Genomic DNA, 17,422 nt, shown 5'->3' with positions numbered 1-17,422 from the left:
ATTTAATTAAAAATCAAAATTTAATTGGCACACTTCTTGCTTTAAATATTCAATGAAAAAATATTAATAATCAGGAGGTAGTGTTTTATGATAGGAAAAACTATAGGTGAAATTAATATTGGGGACAAAGCTTCTTTTACAAAGACTCTTTCAGAAACAGATGTGTACTTATTTGCAGGAATCACTGGAGATTTAAATCCAGCTCATGTTAATCAGGTAGAGTCCGAAAAGACTATGTTCAAGGGAAGAATATGCCATGGAATGTTAGTATCTAGCTTAATTTCCACAGTGCTTGGAATGTACTTACCTGGCCCTGGAACTATTTACATGGGACAAGACTTAAAGTTTTTAGCACCTGTAAGAATAGGTGACACATGTACTGCTACAGCAGAAGTTATTGAAAAAAATGATGAAAAAAATAGATTAGTACTTAAAACTACTGTAACTAATCAAGAGGGAAAGGTTGTTATCGAAGGACAGGCAAAGGTAATGCCTCCTAGAAGATAATAATTAAATTTGAAAGAGCTTTTATACTACGTATAGAGGTTCTTTCTATTTTTTCATATTTCAGATAAAATATTATATATAGAAATTAATGAGGAGTGGTATAATGCTTCAAGACTCATTGGAAATTATGCTAGACAACATAGATGTAGGAATGATTGTTGTAAATAACTTAGGGGAAATATATACATTTAATGAAAAAAGTAAAGTAATGTTTAATTTAGACGGTGAAAAATCTATCTATATCAAAGAGGTTATACCAGACTTGGACTTAGAAGAAATAGTCAGTGATGGCAGTAGAAAATGGAAGGAATTTAAGATAGACATTTTTACAGTTAAGAAACAAAATATAAAAAGTGGATACATATTGTTAATATATGATACAGAAGAAATTGAAGGTTTACGTAATGAACTTCACAGAGAAAAAAGCACCGTTAAAGTTTTGAACTTTATTTTAGAAATGGCCTATGACGGAATTGTCGTCATAGATAAAGATGGTATTATAACTATGATAAACAAAGCCTATACTGAATTTTTAGAAATAGAACAACAGTGGGCTATTGGTCGTCATGTAGCAGATGTTATAGAAAATACTCGTATGCATATTGTGGCAAAGACTCTTATTCCAGAAACAGCTCAACTTCAAAGGATAAAGGGAAAGTATATGATAGCTAATAGAATGCCAGTAATTGAAAATGGCGAATTAGTAGCTGTAATAGGCAAGGTTTTGTTTAAAAACATTAAAGAATTAGATTTACTGTATAATAAAATTAGAAATATTGAAGATGAGTATAAAAAATATAAGGGTGAATTTGAACATAGTAACAGCGCCACCTATAGTTTCGATAATCTTATAGGAAAGAGTAAACCCTTTATTCAAGCAAAAAACCTAGCTAAAAAGTCGGCACATACAAATTCAAATGTACTTTTAAGAGGGGAAAGTGGTACTGGTAAGGAGTTATTTGCTCATGCTATACATAGGGCTAGCGAAAGAGCCTATGGAAATTTTGTAAAAGTAAATTGTGCAGCTATTCCTAGAGATCTTTTAGAAGCGGAGCTCTTTGGGTATGAGGGGGGATCTTTTACAGGGGCTAGAAAAGAAGGGAAAATGGGAAAATTTGAGTTAGCCCATGAAGGAACTATATTCTTAGATGAAATAGGAGACATGCCTCTTCACATGCAAGCAAAATTATTAAGAGTGCTTCAAGAAAAGGAAGTAGAAAGAGTGGGAGCCAATAGAAGCAAAAAAATAGATGTAAGAATTATTGCGGCTACAAATAGAGCTTTAGAGGGAATGATAAAAGAAGGAACCTTTAGAGAGGATTTATACTATAGATTAAATGTAATTACTATAAATATACCTCCTTTAAGAGAGAGACCAGAAGATATAGAAATGCTAGCAAATTATTTAACGGAAAAAGTATCTTCTAAATTAAATAAAAAAATAAAAGGTTTATCTAAAGATGCAAGCTGCTCTCTTATGAACTATAAATGGGAAGGCGGAGTTAGAGAGCTGGAAAATGTAATAGAGAGAGCTATTAATTTAGTAGATTATAATGGATTAATTGAGTGCAAGCATTTGCCAAAGGATATAGTGAAAAATAAGTATGAATTTGAAAATACTAGCTTAAATGATATTATTAATGTAGCGGAGAAGGATGCCATTTTGAAAGCTTTGATTGCTTGTAATTGGAATAAATCCTTAGTAGCTAAAATGCTTAATATTAGTAGAACTTCCCTGTATGAAAAAATAGAAAAACATAATATCTAGCCAAATAATAAAAAACTGTACGGAAAAGTTTACGATAAATCTGTCGTAAAAAGTGTAGTGTTAGAAAAACACTACACTTTTTTATTGAAAACGTTGCAAGTGTAAATAAAAGCGTACAACTATAGTCTCTTTATTCTGAAAATTAGTTGAAATTACCCTAAAATACAGAAAAGTTAATGTTTTAACAAGCCTTTCAACTATGGCACGATTATTGCTAATAAGTATTACAAAGCAAAATTACCAAAGGAGGCATGAGAATGAAATCTAAAGTTATGGCTGTTGAAGATGCTATAAAATTGATTAAAGATGGTGATACCGTTGCAGTAGGTGGCTTTATTGGTGCCGTACACCCAGAAGATTTAAGCCTTGAAGTTGAAAAAAGATTTTTAAGTGAGGGATATCCCAAAAATCTAACCTTAGTTTATGCAGCTGGACAAGGTGACTCGAAAAATCGTGGTTTGAATCATTTTGGACATGAAGGTTTAGTTAAAAGAGTTATAGGAGGACACTGGGGACTTGTACCTAAGCTTCAAAAACTTTCAAATGAAAATAAAATAGAAGCCTATAATCTGCCTCAAGGAGTTATAACTCATTTATTTAGAGATATAGCTGCAGGGAAAATAGGAACTATTACCCACGTAGGTTTAAAAACCTTTGTTGATCCTAGAATAGAAGGTGGAAAACTCAATGAAGTAACTAAGGAAGATATAGTAAAGGTTGTAAATATTGACGGGCATGAAAGATTGTATTATAAAGCTTTCCCAATTAATGTGGCTCTTTTAAAAGGTACTTATGCCGATGAAAAGGGAAATATATCCTTAGAAAAAGAAGCGGTTACAGTGGAAACCTTGTCTATTGCCCAAGCAGTTAAAAACTCAGGAGGAGTTGTAATCGTTCAAGTAGAAAAAGTAGTTAAGGAAGGAAGTTTAAATCCTAAACTAGTTAAGATACCTGGCATATATGTAAGTGCAATAGTTGTAGGAAAAGAAGAAAACACCTTTATGACTTTCTCAGAAAAATATAATCCTTCATATTCAGGAGAAGTTAGAATTCCTTTAAATAATATACCACCACTACCATTAGATGAAAGAAAGATAATTTCAAGACGTGCAGCCCTAGAATTAACACCAAACTCCATAGTTAACTTAGGAATAGGAATTCCTGAGGGGGTATCCATAGTTGCTAATGAAGAGGGAATAGGAGAAAGCTTGACTCTAACGGTGGAAGCAGGTCCAGTAGGAGGAGTACCAGCAGGTGGATTAAGTTTTGGAGCAGCAACAAATCCAGAGGCTATACTCGATCAACCTTATCAGTTCGACTTCTACGATGGAGGAGGGTTAAATGCAGCCTTTTTAGGACTTGCTCAATGCGATAAATACGGAAATATAAATGTAAGTAAATTTGGCCCAAGAATACCTGGTGCAGGTGGTTTTATAAATATATCACAAAACTCTAAGAAGATGGTGTTCTGCGGAACCTTTACAGCTGGAGGGTTGGAAGTAAAGGTTATAGAGGGAAAATTAATAATAGAAAATGAAGGTAAATCAAAGAAGTTTATTGACCATGTAGAACAAATTACCTTTAGCGGTGATTATGCAAGAGAAATTGAACAATCCGTTCTCTATATCACTGAAAGGGCAGTGTTTAGTCTAGAAAAGGAAGGATTAACACTAATAGAAATTGCACCAGGAGTAGATCTTCAAAAGGATATACTAGAACAAATGAATTTTAAACCAATTATATCGGAAAATTTAAAATTAATGGATGAAAGAATATTCATGGACAAACTCATGGGATTAAAAAAATAATATGAAAGGGTGAAATGTATGATAGGAGTTATAGGTATTATTTTATCATTAGGTTTACTTATGTACTTGGCTTATAGAGGTGTTACAGTTTTAATACTTGCCCCGGTGTTGGCTCTATTTGCTGCATTGATGGGAAGCTTTGGAGGACAACAAATTCCTCTAATGGCAACATATACAGAAGTTTTCATGAAGGCCCTTGCAGGCTATATTAAATCCTACTTCCCTGTTTTCTTACTAGGAGCAATTTTTGGTAAGATAATGGACGATTCAGGAGCAGCAAAAGCTATTTCTCATGCTATTGCAAAAAAATTAGGTAAGGAAAAAGCAATAATTGCTGTTGTTTTATCCTGTGGAGTTTTAACTTATGGTGGAGTTTCACTATTCGTTGTTGCTTTCGCAGTTTACCCAATAGCTTGTGCATTATTTAGAGAAGCTGGTATTCCAAAGAGATTAATTCCAGGATCCATTGCATTAGGTTCTTTTACCTTTACAATGACAGCATTGCCAGGAACGCCTCAAATACAAAATGCTATACCAATGCCATTTTTCGGAACAAACGCTTATGCAGCACCAGTTCTTGGTATTGTTGCAGGTATAGTTATGGGAGGCGGAGGATTAGCTTGGCTTATGTACAGAGCTAAAAAAGCTATGGCTGCAGGAGAAGGTTATGGAAACCATGCAAAAGATAAGGTAGTTGAATTTAATGAAAGTGAGTTACCATCCTTTACCGTTGCTATGGTGCCTATTATATTAGTTTTAGCTATTAACTTTATTTTATCAAGAATGGTTTTTGTAGCTGGAAAATACAATGGAGATTATTTAACTCAAGCTCCTTACAGCACAAAACTAGCATCTGTAGCAGGAACATGGAGTTTAGTTATTTCATTAGTAATTGCTATAATTTCAGTAATCATATTAAATTATAAGAGATTTAAAGAAGTAACAGTTATTAATAGTTTAAACCAAGGAGCTTTTGGTTCCTTACTAGCTATATTAAACACAGCAGCAGAAGTTGGATACGGAAACGTTATTCAGTCTCTAGCAGCCTTTGAAATAGTAAAGATAGCTATACTAGGAATATCTAGTAACCCGATTATTTCGGAAGCAATTTCCGTTAATATACTTGCAGGTATTACAGGGTCAGCATCAGGGGGAATGAGTATCGCTCTTGGAACCTTAGGAAAAACTTATTATGACCTAGCATTACAGCAGGGAATAAATCCAGAAGTTCTTCACAGAATAGCAGCATTAGCCTGTGGTGGACTTGATACATTACCACATAACGGTGCAGTTATAACACTATTATCAATATGTGGATTAACGCACAAAGAATCCTACGTAGATATAGGAATGGTTTCAGTTATAATTCCTATAGCTGGTACTGTTATAGCGATACTATTAGCTATGATGGGAATAGTGTAAGCTAAAAAATATATCATCACATTCATACACTCATTAAAAATTTCTAAACACTCAAAAAAGCCACCAGGTTACTCCAGCAACCTGGTGGCTTTTTTATTTTTACCATATTGATATAAAGTAAAATTTAGTATAGCATTATACATAAGTAACATATTTTGTAAGGGGTGCAATATGGAAAAGTTTATTCGGTTAGAAATAATTGCTGTAGATAGAATAGGTATAACCTTAGAGTTTTTAGAAAAAATACATAAACTAAATATTAATCTTATCTCTGTTGAGGTGTTTACTGGCAGAGTTTGTGTAAAAATTGAGGATATCCATCAAGATAAAATAGAAGAATTAAAGATGAGTATTTTTTCCATTGAAGGTGTATTTCAAATTAATAGAATTGAACTTTTAGACCACGAAAAATCCCAAAGAAAACTTCTAGCTATAATTGACTCCATAGATGAGGGGATAATGTACATAAATGAAAAATCCGAAGTGGAGATATTTAATAGTTATTGTGAAAACGTTTTTTATTATAGTAAGGAAGATATTTTAGAGAAGAATATAAATAAATTAATAAAAAATGAGCCCATGGTGGAATTATTAAAGAGTGGTAAGAAACACGACAATATTGAAGTGAATTTTCAAAATGGAAGAGGAAGAAGTCATTATCTTGCTACGGTAAGACCTGTTAAAGATGATAATGATAACAATATTGGAGTGGTGGCTTCCATTAGAGATATGGACAAAGCTATTGAAATTGCCAATGTGGTATCCTCTTCAAACAATGGAATTTTTAATAATATTATAGGTAATAGCTTGGGCATTGAAAGAGTAAAGGGAATGATAAAAGCTGTAGCTAAAAGCAACTCTACGGTAATACTTAGGGGAGAAAGTGGAACAGGTAAGGAGTTGTTTGCCAAGGCCGTTCACAATTTAAGTAGTAGAAAAGATAAAAAATTCATTCCTGTAAATTGTGCAGCCCTTCCGAATAATCTAATTGAAAGTGAACTTTTTGGATATGAAAAGGGAAGCTTTACAGGAGCCTTTGCCACAAAGGAAGGTCTTTTTAAAGAAGCTCATGAAGGAACTTTATTTTTAGATGAAGTAGGAGAACTTCCTCTTCTATTACAGGCAAAGCTACTTAGGGTTCTACAAGAGGGAGTGGTAAGAAGAATAGGAAGCAACATTGAGGAAAGCATAGATGTTAGAATTGTGTGTGCCACCAATAGAAATCTTGAGGAAATGGTTAAGGAAGGCAAGTTTAGAGAGGATTTATACTATAGATTAAATGTTATACCTGTATATATACCACCTTTAAGGGAACATTTAGAGGACATACCTAGTCTTGTTAGGTTTTTTATTGAAGACCTTAATAAGAAGATAAGTAAAAGAATATTAGGTACTGATTTAGAATTTATAAATAATTTAATGAAATATAATTGGCCTGGAAATGTAAGAGAACTTAGAAATGTTGTAGAGAGAGCTATGAACATATGTAATGATAAGCTATTAAAAGCTGAGCATTTAATAATAAATTTCAATGATAACTTACCAATGGCTCATAATATCTTAGAGGAAGAAAACCTAAAGCTAAACGAGATTATGGAAATTACAGAAAAAGAAGTAATAATAAAAGCCTTAAGAAAAAATAAAACTTTAAGAAAAAGCGCAAAAGCATTAGGGGTTTCTCATACCACTGTGATAAATAAGATTAATAAGTATGGCATAGAGTGGAAAGAATAATTTACACGTGGTAATATATATTTACACTTAATGCTATAAAGTGGTTGAAAAGCTTTACATTTAATTTATTATAATATATCCCAAAATTGAAAAGCCTTATTTATCAATGATTGGCAGGTAATTTAGAATTTTTAGAATATTTGGCATAGTAATTGCTATTACTATATAAAAAGACAAATATTTTAATTTAAATAAGGGGGATTTATTATGGATAAGATGCATATAGTTAATATGGGATTTGGAACAAAGGCAGTTCATGGAGGGTATAAAAAGGATTCACAATATGGTGCTCTTTCCACGCCAATATTTCAAACTTCAACTTTTGTATTTGAATCAGCAGAACAAGGTGGAAGAAGATTTGCAGGTGCGGAGTGTGGACATATATATACAAGACTTGGAAATCCAACCACAGACCAATTAGAAGAAAAGATTGCAATTCTTGAAGGTGGAGAAGCGGCTGTTGCCACAGCATCAGGTATGGGAGCCATATCATCTGCACTATGGTCAGCATTAAGAGCAGGAGATCATGTAGTGGCAGACGATACTCTTTATGGATGTACCTTTGCGCTACTTAGCCATGGATTAACTAGATTTGGTATAGAAGTTACTTTTGTAGATTCAACTAACTTGGAAGAAGTTAGAGCTGCCATGAGAGAAAATACTAAAGTAGTATATTTAGAAACACCAGCAAACCCTAACTTAAAAGTTACTGATATTAGAGAAATATCAAAAATTGCTCATGAAGTAGAAGGATGTATGGTTTTTGTAGATAATACATTCTGTACTCCATATATACAAAGACCTTTAGAACTAGGAGCAGACGTGGTACTGCACTCCGTTACTAAATATTTAAATGGACATGGAGACGTTATAGCAGGTTTTGCTGTAGGTAAAAAGGAATTTATAGATCAGGTTAGATTATTTGGAGTAAAAGACATGACAGGAGCTGTTATAAGTCCATTTGATGCCTTCTTAGTTATTAGAGGTATGAAGACTTTAGAAGTTAGAATGGAAAGACACTGTAAAAATGCTATGAAGGTAGCAGAATTTTTAGAATCACATCCAGCAGTAGAAAAAGTATATTATCCAGGCTTAGAAAGCTTTAAATATTATGAAATTGCTAAAAAGCAAATGAGCTTACCAGGAGCTATGATTTCATTTGAATTAAAGGGGGGATTGGAAGAAGGAAAGGTAGTTATGAACAATGTTAAACTAGCTACACTTGCAGTTAGTTTAGGAGACGCGGAAACTCTAATTCAACATCCAGCATCTATGACACATTCACCATACACAAGAGAAGAAAGACTTGCAGCTGGTATTAGTGATGGTTTAGTTAGATTATCCGTTGGATTAGAAACAGCAGAGGACATAATTGAAGACTTAAAGGGAGCTTTAGATTTATTAGTATAAAGTTGCAGGCAACTTTATACAGATTTTTAGATGATTAGATTTTTAGTTAAATAGTTGATGAAGAAATTCTTTCAGAATTTCAATAATAAAAATTCTGAAAGAATTTTCACCAACATTAAAAATCTAAAACACTAAAAAACTAAAAAACTATATAAAAGGGGGATTATTATGGAGATAAAGAAAAAATCAAGTGGTACGGCGCTGATACCTTTCTTAGTGTTTATTGCTATTTATTTAGGTAGTGGTTTAATACTTCAAGCTCAGGGTGTGGAGATGGCATTCTACCAATTACCTGCACCAGTAGCTATATTTTGCGGAATCATAAGCGCATTTTTCATTCTTAAAGGAACAGCGGAAGAAAAATTTGATGCCCTTTTAGAAGGATGCGGAAACAAAGACATTATAATAATGTGTACAATTTATCTTTTAGCAGGAGCTTTCGCTACTGTATCAAAGGCTATGGGCGGAGTAGAATCCACCGTTAACCTAGGACTTACTTATATACCACCGCAATTTATAACTGTAGGATTATTTGTAATAACCTGCTTTATATCTATTTCTACAGGAACTTCAGTAGGATCTATAGTTGCAGTTGGACCAATTGCAGTAGGACTTGCAGAAAAATCAGGACTTTCTCTTCCTCTAGTTTTAGCGGCTGTAGTAGGAGGGTCAATGTTTGGGGACAACCTTTCTGTAATATCGGATACTACCATTGCGGCCACTAGAACCCAGGGTTGCGAAATGAGGGACAAGTTTAGAGTGAACCTTTATATAGCGGTTCCAGCAGCTATAATAACAGCAATTTTATTATTAATATTTGGAAGACCAGAAGTGGTACCTGCTATGCAAAGTTACGATTTTAGCCTTATCAAGGTTTTGCCATATGTATTAGTTTTAGTGCTATCTATAATAGGTGTAAACGTATTTGTGGTTTTAACCTTAGGCATAGTTGTTTCAGGCGCAATAGGACTAGGTTTTGGCAATTTAACAGTACTAACTTTTTCCCAGGAAATATTTAATGGTATGCTTGGAATGGTAGATATTTTCTTATTATCCATGTTTACTGGTGGACTTGCTCAAATGATTACAAAGGCTGGGGGAATTAATTTCTTACTAGAAAAAATTAAGACAATGGTTAAAGGCAAGAGGTCAGCAGAAATGGGGATAGCGGCACTAGTTGCTGTTACAGATGCAGCGGTTGCAAATAATACTGTAGCTATAATCATTGACGGACCAATAGCAAAGGAAATGTGCCAAGAATATAAAGTTGACCCAAGAAGAAGTGCTGCGCTACTTGATATTTTCTCCTGTGTTATGCAGGGAATAATTCCTTATGGAGCTCAAATGTTAATAATTTTAAGCTTTACTAAGGGAGCAGTATCGCCATTTGAAGTATTACCACTTTTATGGTACCAATGGTTACTTGCAATATCAGCAATACTATCCATGTATATTCCTTTTGCTGATGCATTAATAAAGAAAACTCCTTGGGATTGGAGTAAAGAAGAAGCTAAGCTATAGAATGTTAGGGAGGATTTAATTAATGGAGAAAAAATTAATCGAAATACGTTGGCATGGCCGTGGGGGACAAGGTGCTAAAACCGCTTCATTGTTACTGGCAGAAGCAGCTTTCTCTAGAGGAATGTATATTCAAGGATTCCCAGAATACGGTCCAGAAAGAATGGGAGCACCAATTACAGCTTATAACAGAATAGCAAATTATCCACTAAGAGTTCATAGTAATATTTATGAGCCAGATTACGTAGTGGTAGTAGATGAAACTCTACTTAAAACCGGTGAATGTATTAAAGGTCTAAAAAAAGAAGGGGCTATCATTATAAACACTAGAAAAGATGCAGATACAATAAAAAAAGAGCTTGGAGGATATGAAGGAGCAATTTATACCATAGACGCAAGAACCATCTCCGAAGAAACCTTAGGAGCATATTTTCCAAACACTCCAATGCTTTCAGCTATAGTTAAGATTATTGGTATTATAGATGAGGAAAAATTTGTTGAGGATATGCAAGGCTCTTTTGAACATAAATTCTCAACAAAACCTCATGTTATAGATAAAAATATGGCAGCACTTAAAAGAGGACTTTTGGAGGTGACTAGAATTGGATAGAAGAATGAAAGTTACTCCAGAAACCCCATGGAAAGACATCCCTAGAGGGGGAACCATGCTGGATGGTGGAAATGCAGTAGACTTTAAAACTGGTGACTGGAGAGTAATGAAACCTATTTGGTATGAAGATAAATGTAAACATTGCATGTTTTGCTGGGCAGTTTGTCCTGATATGTCCATAATAGTAGAAGATGGAAAAATGACTAGTATAGATTATGATCACTGTAAAGGCTGTGGAGTATGCGTAGAACAATGTAATTTCAAGGCTCTAGAGCTGGTTGATGAAGAATAGGAGGGAAGAGAAGATGGCTAATCAAATAAGAAAAAGTTTAAGCGGTAATGAAGCTGTAGCAATAGCTATGATGCAAATGGGTCCAGACGTGTTTCCAGCCTTTCCTATAACTCCATCAACAGAGGTACCACAATATTTTTCATCCTTCGTTGCAAATGGTGAAGTTAAGGCAGAGTTTGTAGCTGTAGAATCTGAACATAGTGCTATGTCCGCGTGTATTGGAGCTTCAGCAGCAGGAGCTAGGGTAATGACTGCTACCTCATCAAATGGATTAGGACTTATGTGGGAAATGCTTCATATAGCAGCAGGAGACAGGTGCCCAATTATAATGGCTTTAGTAAATAGAGCAATGTCACCGGCACTTAATATTCATAATGACCATTCAGATTCCATGGGAGCAAGAGATGCAGGATGGATACAAATGTATGCAGAAAACACTCAAGAGGCTTATGATAACGCTATTCAAACACTAAAAATAGCAGAGGATGAGGAAGTTATGGTTCCTGGTATGGTATGCTATGATGGATTTATCACTAGCCACGCTGTAGAAAACTTGTTTATCATGGACAATAAAGATGTGGCAGACTTCGTTGGAGCTAATAAAAGAACTGGAGCAGGACTTCTTGGTGAGAAGAGTATAGCGGTAGGGCCTATGGTTCTTACTAATTATTATATGGAAATGAAAAGACAGCAAAAACAAGGACTTTTAAATGCTAAAGAAGTAGCTTTAAGAGTAGCAAAAGAGTATGAAGAGTTAACAGGAAGAAAATATGGACTCTTTGAAGAATACAGATTAGAGGATGCTGATGTAGCTTTAGTTATAATAGGTTCCTCAGCTGGAACAGCAAAGGCTGTAACGGACGAATTAAGAGCAAAAGGCATTAAAGCGGGAGTATTAAAGATAAGATTATACAGACCTTTCCCAGTGGATGAAATAGTAGAAGCTCTTAAAAATGTTAAAGCTATAGCGGTAATGGATAAATCTGAATGTTTATCAGGAAATGGTGGTCCATTATTTGGAGATGTAGCAGGTTCTTTATATGGAAAATATAATGACAAGATACTCATGAGCTATATCTACGGGCTAGGCGGAAGAGACGTTAGAGTGGAAAGCTTAGAAAGTGTTTACATGGATTTATTAGAAGCTTTAGAGACAGGTAAATACAATAAATATAACTACTTAGGTTTAAGGGAATAGGGGGGATTACGGATGGCTACATTAAAAGAATTAACTAAAATTCCAGATAGAATAACCAGTGGACATAGAATGTGTGGTGGATGTGGAGCCCCTATGATAGCAAAGTGGGTACTAAAGGCAGTTAAACCAGAGCATAAGGCTGTTATATCCAATGCTACAGGATGCTTAGAAGTTTCCACAACTTTATACCCTTATTCAGCTTGGAAGGACTCTTTTATTCATACAGCCTTTGAAAATGCAGCAGCTACCATTAGCGGAACTGAAGCAGCTTATAGAGTGTTAAAGGCTAAAGGACAAATAAAAGAAGAATTTAAATTCATTGCCTTTGGGGGAGACGGTGGAACTTACGATATAGGATTCCAATCCTTATCTGGTGCTATGGAAAGAGGACACGATATGCTTTATGTATGCTATGATAACGGAGCATATATGAATACAGGAATTCAAAGATCCTCTGCAACTCCAGTAGGAGCAGACACTACAACAAGTCCTCAAGGAAGCGAATCCTTAGGTAAAAAACAAGGTGGAAAAGATCTAACTATGATTATGGCTGCTCACAATTTGCCATATGTGGCACAAACTGTTCCAGTAGTACCTGGAACAAAGTACACTATGGATTTATATAATAAAGCTGACAGAGCCATAAATGAGTTTAGAGGAGCTACATTTATGAACGTATTAGCTCCATGTCCAAGAGGATGGAGATGTGATTCAGCAACAGAGCTAGAATTAATTAAACTAGCTGTTGAAACTTGCTATTGGCCACTATATGAAGTGGTAAATGGAGAGTTTAAATTAAGCTACAAGCCTAAAAATAAACTTCCACTGGAAGAATGGCTAAAACCACAGGGAAGATTTAAACACTTGTTTAGTTCAGAAGAAGGAAAGGCTTTAATTGCTAAAGCTCAAGAAGAAGTGGATAGAAAGTGGAAGAGGTTATTGTTTCTTTGTGGAGAAGAAGAATAGCAGATAACAAAGAATAAATAACATATAAACAAAGGAGATTTTGCATGGGCAAAATCTCCTTTGTTTATATGCAGTTTGCAGGATAAATTATTCTTTTTTATTCTATAATTGTATACTCAGATATTTCTTCTTTTGCAATAATTCGCTTAATCCCAATATTAAAAGTGCTTTGTGCAAAAATATAAATTATATTCAGTAGGGCAAATACAATTACAATTATAAGAATATTAATACTAAACGGCATATAGTCGCCAGTCTGAACTGAAAGCGATTTTTGAACCGTTTTGGCTATCAAGATACATGGCCACAACATCACAAAAAACCAAATCCAAAGTACAGGCTTATAAATATCTATTAGCATTTTCTTAATTGCTTTAGGACTATACCCTATTAAATGAAGAGTCAACATATCACGTGTGCTGTCTTGAAAGTTTAAGATGAGCGCAAGAAATATCAAGATGCATCCTACAAGACATCCGATAAATTGATTGATAATAGCACTGTTTTGATTGGAGACGGATGCTCGGTTAAGTGTATCAAGTTTATGTTCATGTGTTGTAGTTACGCCGCCATTATTGAGTGGTTTCATACTAAAAACGCCATTATAAGCGGCTAATTGAATATTAAGCATATCGGCAAGGATATTTCGGTTGACATAAACGCAACCACTTGTTGCGTTGGCAGCAATACCAGTCACCGTCAAGATTCGTTCAGCGGCACCTATATTGACAAGAATGGTATCACCTTTCTGAAATCCATACATTTCAACAAGTGCGGAACTAATATATATGTCGTTTATCATTGGTACTTCTAAGCTTGTTCCGTCTTTATCAGCAAGTGAGAGAAGCTTTTCACTGTCCGCTAAGCCAACTATCTGCTGTTCAATATTATTACCGTTTACTTGCTTGAGTGTTCCTGATTTAAACAAATATATTTGTGTCTCGGATAAGGCGCCATTCTGCTCACGATATGTATCATATCGGGTATCAAAAAGATAATGGTGCCCCTCGGTCTGCGAAAGAAAAACCTTGCCACTGCTTAGATTCAAGGAATTTCCTATTATAAACATTACCGTGCATCCCATCACTGCCGATACAATCATAAGAACAGCGACGGGTTTTCTAAGTGCAATACGGATAGGAATTTTGTCTTTTGTAGGCAAAGCTTCTGCAATTTGATTTGCAAGTTGTAATATTTTAGAGTACCTTGCACTGCTATTTATTCCCGCGAGCAAAATGCCGGTTTCTTTCCCGCTAATAGAACCATAGCATAGCAATGTAACCAAACAGGATACCACTGACACAGTTAGAAATCCTATTGATAAATGCGAAATAGTTATACCTTTTATTAATCCGCTCATAGCGTATGAGTGGGTATTTGCATTTATTAGCACACTGGACCCAAGGTATCCCAGAGCTAATCCGATGACAGCACCAAGTAGTGTAAGAATTGCAGTAAAGACAACAAAGGAAAAAGCAAGTGAACGATTGTTAAAGCCCATTGATTTCAAGCAGCCGATTTGTTTTTTATTTTTTCTAAAAAAACGGTAATAGAACATAGCAAAAACAAAGCTAGTCAGGACTGATAATACGATAAGAAAATTAAATGCAAGAATGCTATTAGAATTTAGAGCATTTAAATAAAGTGATTCATTGTTGCTAAGTACAGGAAGTTTATCAAACATAGTTATATTTCCATCAATAGAAAACTGGACAAAAAAATACATAAAGGACGCAAAAATAGAAAGGACAAGAAGCAGTCCAACAAATACTCGATTTTTAAGCAGTTCTTTTATAAGCTGCTTGACCATCAAACTCATAGTTCTACCCCCATATCATATCGTTTGCGGATATTGGATTATGATTTGTATAGTCGTGGAACAATAGTCCGTCTTTTATAGTAATCACTCTGTCTGCTGTCTTAGCAATCTGCTGATTATGTGTTGTAAATAGAATCGTAATACCAAAAGCGGATTTTATGTTATGCAGGAGAGCTACTACTTTTTTACCGTTAGCTTCATCTAAGGCACCGGTTGCTTCATCACAAAATAATATTCTCGGCTTCTTGATAACTGCTCTTGCTATGGCAACGCGCTGCTGTTGCCCACCAGAAAGCTGTGCGGGAAATTTTTTTAGAATGTCATTTATTTCTAGAAAATGAGTAAGGTTGTCAAAGGATAAGGGAGTGGAGTTTTGTGGAATGCCAATCTTTATATTTTCTTCAGCAGTAAGATTGTTTAATAGTAGATAGTTTTGAAAGATGTTCCCTACCTTGCTACGCTTCCAGTTAGCAAGGCGAGATTCTGACATGCCACTAACTTTTTCGTCTCCATACCAAACATCACCCGATGTTGGTTTAAACAAGCCGGACAGAACATTGAGAAGGGTGGTTTTGCCCGATCCACTCTGCCCAAGTATGACCGTAAAAGTATTCTCTGTAATACCTAAGCTGATACCCTTTAGGGCAAACTCGTGACTATCAAATTTTTTTGTAACATTTTCTGCTCTTAAAATATGTTTCAAATGCTATCTTCCTTTCTTATTTTACGAATCTGTAATTGTTTATTAATAAAATTAATATCATTGTTGATTCGTAGAACATTTATAAAGCATCCTGCTGTATAGACAATAATACCCATGAGTATGACAAGCCATAAAGGAGTGCTGCTATACCATCCAAACAGAAAACCAGCGGGGATAAGTATTAAGAGAACATATCCAATTTCCAACAAAGATTCTACAAGAAAAAATATACTTTCAAATTTCCTAACCAATATTAACCCTGCATGGATAAGGGCATTTACCGCAAAAGACTGAAAGATGCTATCGACCAACAGAAATCTTGCTTGATAAAATGTGGCAATCACAGCTAGCAATACAATCGTAAGCCCTGTTGTTGCCGAACAATTCTTTATTAGAGTTTTCATGTCTGCACCTATCTTTCCAATAAACTAGATTTTATTTTTGGGATATATTTTCTTGTGACAGTTACGCGTTCACCATTTGTCAAAGTTGCTTCCATACGGCTATTCATCAATGTGCGTATACTTTCCAAATAATTTAAGTTTAGGATGCAAGATTTGCTAATTTGGACAAATCCAACCGATGAAAGTTCTTCAATGAGTTGGTACAGCCGCAAATCTGTCTGGCAAACGAATTTTTCGCCATAGACAAAAGTGCGCTTGTCTACGCTCTCTATGTAATAGATATCCGAAGCATTCACCCATGTTTCGATACCGTCTGAATTACACTTTACCGAGCTATCAATAGATTTTATTAACGTTATTAATCGCTTAACCGTTTGATTCATCTTTGAGTATCTTATGAGAACATCAATATCTTTTTGAGATAGGTGTTCTTCTAGCTTTACAACAATCATCTGCCATGCCTCCAGTATATTATGCTGATTTAGGGATTTCAAGGGAAGTAAGACCAACGTGCAAATTTCGGCTACTAACATGCTAATTATATTATATGGAATGTACGATTTTATTTAAAGTTATTAGAGTTTAATGTTAGTTATTTCAATGCATGATATTTCAAATAATTTAATATCAATAATTACTTCCAAATAAAGACGTAATAATATTATACTATTATTTTACTTCTAGAAAGGCTAAAAAATTAAATTTTGGAGCAATTTTGTTAAATGACCCTAAATAGGGATAATACTATACCATATGTGGCACAAACTGTTCCAGTAGTACCTGGAACAAAGTACACTATGGATTTATATAATAAAGCTGACAGAGCCATAAATGAGTTTAGGGGAGCTACATTCATGAACGTATTAGCTCCATGTCCAAGAGGATGGAGCTGTGATTCAGCAACAGAGCTAGAATTAATTAAACTAGCTGTGGAAACCTGCTATTGGCCACTATATGAAGTGGTGAATGGAGAGTTTAAATTAAGCTACAAGCCTAAGAATAAACTTCCACTGGAAGAATGGCTAAAACCACAGGGAAGATTTAAACACTTGTTTAGTTCAGAAGAAGGAAAGGCTTTAATTGCTAAAGCTCAAGAAGAAGTGGATAGAAAGTGGAAGAGACTTCTGTTCTTTTGTGGAGAAGAGTAGAAAATGAATAATTATGGAGGGGATTTTGCCTGAGGCAAAGTCCTCTTTTTGTATTTTGAATACCCCAGGTTATACCTGGGGTTCTAAAAGGCTTATAGCTATGAGTAGAAAAAAA

16 protein-coding genes are annotated in these 17,422 nt (G+C 34.7%); 12 read left to right on the top strand and 4 right to left on the bottom strand.

Annotated features, from left to right (window positions below; all coding sequences use genetic code 11):
* Window positions 1-87 precede the first annotated feature (87 nt).
* From ABDZ69_RS15650 to ABDZ69_RS15600, 11 genes are all read left to right on the top strand, one after another.
* Window positions 88-507: a MaoC family dehydratase gene (locus ABDZ69_RS15650; protein ID WP_343771121.1), complete on the top strand. Its 420-nt coding sequence runs from the start codon at window positions 88-90 to the stop codon at window positions 505-507.
* Between the two features lie 127 nt (window positions 508-634).
* Complete coding sequence (locus ABDZ69_RS15645; protein WP_343771119.1) at window positions 635-2,275, top strand: sigma-54 interaction domain-containing protein; 1,641 nt, start codon at window positions 635-637, stop codon at window positions 2,273-2,275.
* A 257-nt stretch (window positions 2,276-2,532) separates the two neighbouring features.
* Window positions 2,533-4,083, top strand: coding sequence for an acyl CoA:acetate/3-ketoacid CoA transferase (locus tag ABDZ69_RS15640; RefSeq protein ID WP_343771117.1), 1,551 nt, complete (start codon window positions 2,533-2,535; stop codon window positions 4,081-4,083).
* A gap of 18 nt (window positions 4,084-4,101) precedes the next feature.
* Window positions 4,102-5,505: a GntP family permease gene (locus ABDZ69_RS15635; RefSeq protein ID WP_343771115.1), complete on the top strand. Its 1,404-nt coding sequence runs from the start codon at window positions 4,102-4,104 to the stop codon at window positions 5,503-5,505.
* A gap of 171 nt (window positions 5,506-5,676) precedes the next feature.
* Window positions 5,677-7,239 carry a sigma 54-interacting transcriptional regulator gene (locus ABDZ69_RS15630; RefSeq protein ID WP_343771113.1) on the top strand — a complete coding sequence of 521 codons (1,563 nt, stop codon included), beginning with the start codon at window positions 5,677-5,679 and terminating at the stop codon, window positions 7,237-7,239.
* 207 nt (window positions 7,240-7,446) lie between these two features.
* On the top strand, window positions 7,447-8,649 hold the full coding sequence (megL, locus tag ABDZ69_RS15625; protein WP_343771111.1) for a methionine gamma-lyase: 1,203 nt from the start codon (window positions 7,447-7,449) through the stop codon (window positions 8,647-8,649).
* 168 nt (window positions 8,650-8,817) lie between these two features.
* On the top strand, window positions 8,818-10,170 hold the full coding sequence (locus tag ABDZ69_RS15620; RefSeq protein ID WP_343771109.1) for a Na+/H+ antiporter NhaC family protein: 1,353 nt from the start codon (window positions 8,818-8,820) through the stop codon (window positions 10,168-10,170).
* 22 nt (window positions 10,171-10,192) lie between these two features.
* A complete protein-coding gene (locus tag ABDZ69_RS15615; protein WP_343771107.1) occupies window positions 10,193-10,777 on the top strand; it encodes a 2-oxoacid:acceptor oxidoreductase subunit gamma family protein in 585 nt (194 codons plus the stop codon).
* Window positions 10,770-11,069, top strand: coding sequence for a 4Fe-4S binding protein (locus tag ABDZ69_RS15610; protein ID WP_343771105.1), 300 nt, complete (start codon window positions 10,770-10,772; stop codon window positions 11,067-11,069). The genes ABDZ69_RS15615 and ABDZ69_RS15610 overlap by 8 nt, the downstream gene beginning before the upstream one ends.
* Before the next feature lie 13 nt (window positions 11,070-11,082).
* Window positions 11,083-12,267 (top strand): transketolase C-terminal domain-containing protein, encoded by a 1,185-nt coding sequence (locus tag ABDZ69_RS15605; protein WP_343771103.1) that lies wholly within the window; start codon window positions 11,083-11,085, stop codon window positions 12,265-12,267.
* 12 nt (window positions 12,268-12,279) lie between these two features.
* Window positions 12,280-13,233 (top strand): thiamine pyrophosphate-dependent enzyme, encoded by a 954-nt coding sequence (locus tag ABDZ69_RS15600; RefSeq protein ID WP_343771101.1) that lies wholly within the window; start codon window positions 12,280-12,282, stop codon window positions 13,231-13,233.
* Between the two features lie 97 nt (window positions 13,234-13,330).
* Here ABDZ69_RS15600 and ABDZ69_RS15595 read toward each other — a convergent pair whose 3' ends face one another.
* Genes ABDZ69_RS15595 through ABDZ69_RS15580 form a run of 4 tightly spaced genes read right to left on the bottom strand, consistent with a single transcriptional unit; the run spans window position 13,331 to window position 16,611 of the window.
* The gene (locus ABDZ69_RS15595; RefSeq protein ID WP_343771099.1) at window positions 13,331-15,052 is read right to left on the bottom strand and encodes an FtsX-like permease family protein; all 1,722 of its coding nucleotides are present in this window, start codon (window positions 15,050-15,052) and stop codon (window positions 13,331-13,333) included.
* Between the two features lie 4 nt (window positions 15,053-15,056).
* Window positions 15,057-15,755, bottom strand: coding sequence for an ABC transporter ATP-binding protein (locus ABDZ69_RS15590; RefSeq protein WP_343771097.1), 699 nt, complete (start codon window positions 15,753-15,755; stop codon window positions 15,057-15,059).
* Window positions 15,752-16,159 carry a DUF3021 family protein gene (locus ABDZ69_RS15585; protein WP_343771095.1) on the bottom strand — a complete coding sequence of 136 codons (408 nt, stop codon included), beginning with the start codon at window positions 16,157-16,159 and terminating at the stop codon, window positions 15,752-15,754. Before ABDZ69_RS15585 ends, ABDZ69_RS15590 begins: the two co-directional genes overlap by 4 nt.
* Window positions 16,160-16,167: 8 nt before the next feature.
* Window positions 16,168-16,611, bottom strand: coding sequence for a LytTR family DNA-binding domain-containing protein (locus ABDZ69_RS15580; RefSeq protein ID WP_343771094.1), 444 nt, complete (start codon window positions 16,609-16,611; stop codon window positions 16,168-16,170).
* Between the two features lie 270 nt (window positions 16,612-16,881).
* Here ABDZ69_RS15580 and ABDZ69_RS15575 point away from each other — a divergent pair, with 270 nt between their 5' ends.
* On the top strand, window positions 16,882-17,307 hold the full coding sequence (locus ABDZ69_RS15575; protein ID WP_343771092.1) for a hypothetical protein: 426 nt from the start codon (window positions 16,882-16,884) through the stop codon (window positions 17,305-17,307).
* The last annotated feature ends 115 nt before the right edge of the window (window positions 17,308-17,422 follow it).

The organism is Clostridium malenominatum (assembly GCF_039521365.1).
GTDB lineage: Bacteria > Bacillota > Clostridia > Clostridiales > Clostridiaceae > Clostridium_AW > Clostridium_AW malenominatum.
This window is presented reverse-complemented; position numbering and strand designations above follow the sequence as displayed.

What these genes read in the sequence shown, in the direction of transcription:
- ABDZ69_RS15650 (WP_343771121.1), top strand. Translation starts at nt 88, where the DNA reads ATGATAGGAAAAACTATAGGTGAAATTAATATTGGGGACAAAGCTTCT.
- ABDZ69_RS15645 (WP_343771119.1), top strand. Translation starts at nt 635, where the DNA reads ATGCTAGACAACATAGATGTAGGAATGATTGTTGTAAATAACTTAGGG.
- ABDZ69_RS15640 (WP_343771117.1), top strand. Translation starts at nt 2,533, where the DNA reads ATGAAATCTAAAGTTATGGCTGTTGAAGATGCTATAAAATTGATTAAA.
- ABDZ69_RS15635 (WP_343771115.1), top strand. Translation starts at nt 4,102, where the DNA reads ATGATAGGAGTTATAGGTATTATTTTATCATTAGGTTTACTTATGTAC.
- ABDZ69_RS15630 (WP_343771113.1), top strand. Translation starts at nt 5,677, where the DNA reads ATGGAAAAGTTTATTCGGTTAGAAATAATTGCTGTAGATAGAATAGGT.
- megL (WP_343771111.1), top strand. Translation starts at nt 7,447, where the DNA reads ATGGATAAGATGCATATAGTTAATATGGGATTTGGAACAAAGGCAGTT.
- ABDZ69_RS15620 (WP_343771109.1), top strand. Translation starts at nt 8,818, where the DNA reads ATGGAGATAAAGAAAAAATCAAGTGGTACGGCGCTGATACCTTTCTTA.
- ABDZ69_RS15615 (WP_343771107.1), top strand. Translation starts at nt 10,193, where the DNA reads ATGGAGAAAAAATTAATCGAAATACGTTGGCATGGCCGTGGGGGACAA.
- ABDZ69_RS15605 (WP_343771103.1), top strand. Translation starts at nt 11,083, where the DNA reads ATGGCTAATCAAATAAGAAAAAGTTTAAGCGGTAATGAAGCTGTAGCA.
- ABDZ69_RS15600 (WP_343771101.1), top strand. Translation starts at nt 12,280, where the DNA reads ATGGCTACATTAAAAGAATTAACTAAAATTCCAGATAGAATAACCAGT.
- ABDZ69_RS15595 (WP_343771099.1), bottom strand. Translation starts at nt 15,052, where the DNA reads ATGAGTTTGATGGTCAAGCAGCTTATAAAAGAACTGCTTAAAAATCGA.
- ABDZ69_RS15585 (WP_343771095.1), bottom strand. Translation starts at nt 16,159, where the DNA reads ATGAAAACTCTAATAAAGAATTGTTCGGCAACAACAGGGCTTACGATT.
- ABDZ69_RS15580 (WP_343771094.1), bottom strand. Translation starts at nt 16,611, where the DNA reads ATGATTGTTGTAAAGCTAGAAGAACACCTATCTCAAAAAGATATTGAT.
- ABDZ69_RS15575 (WP_343771092.1), top strand. Translation starts at nt 16,882, where the DNA reads ATGACCCTAAATAGGGATAATACTATACCATATGTGGCACAAACTGTT.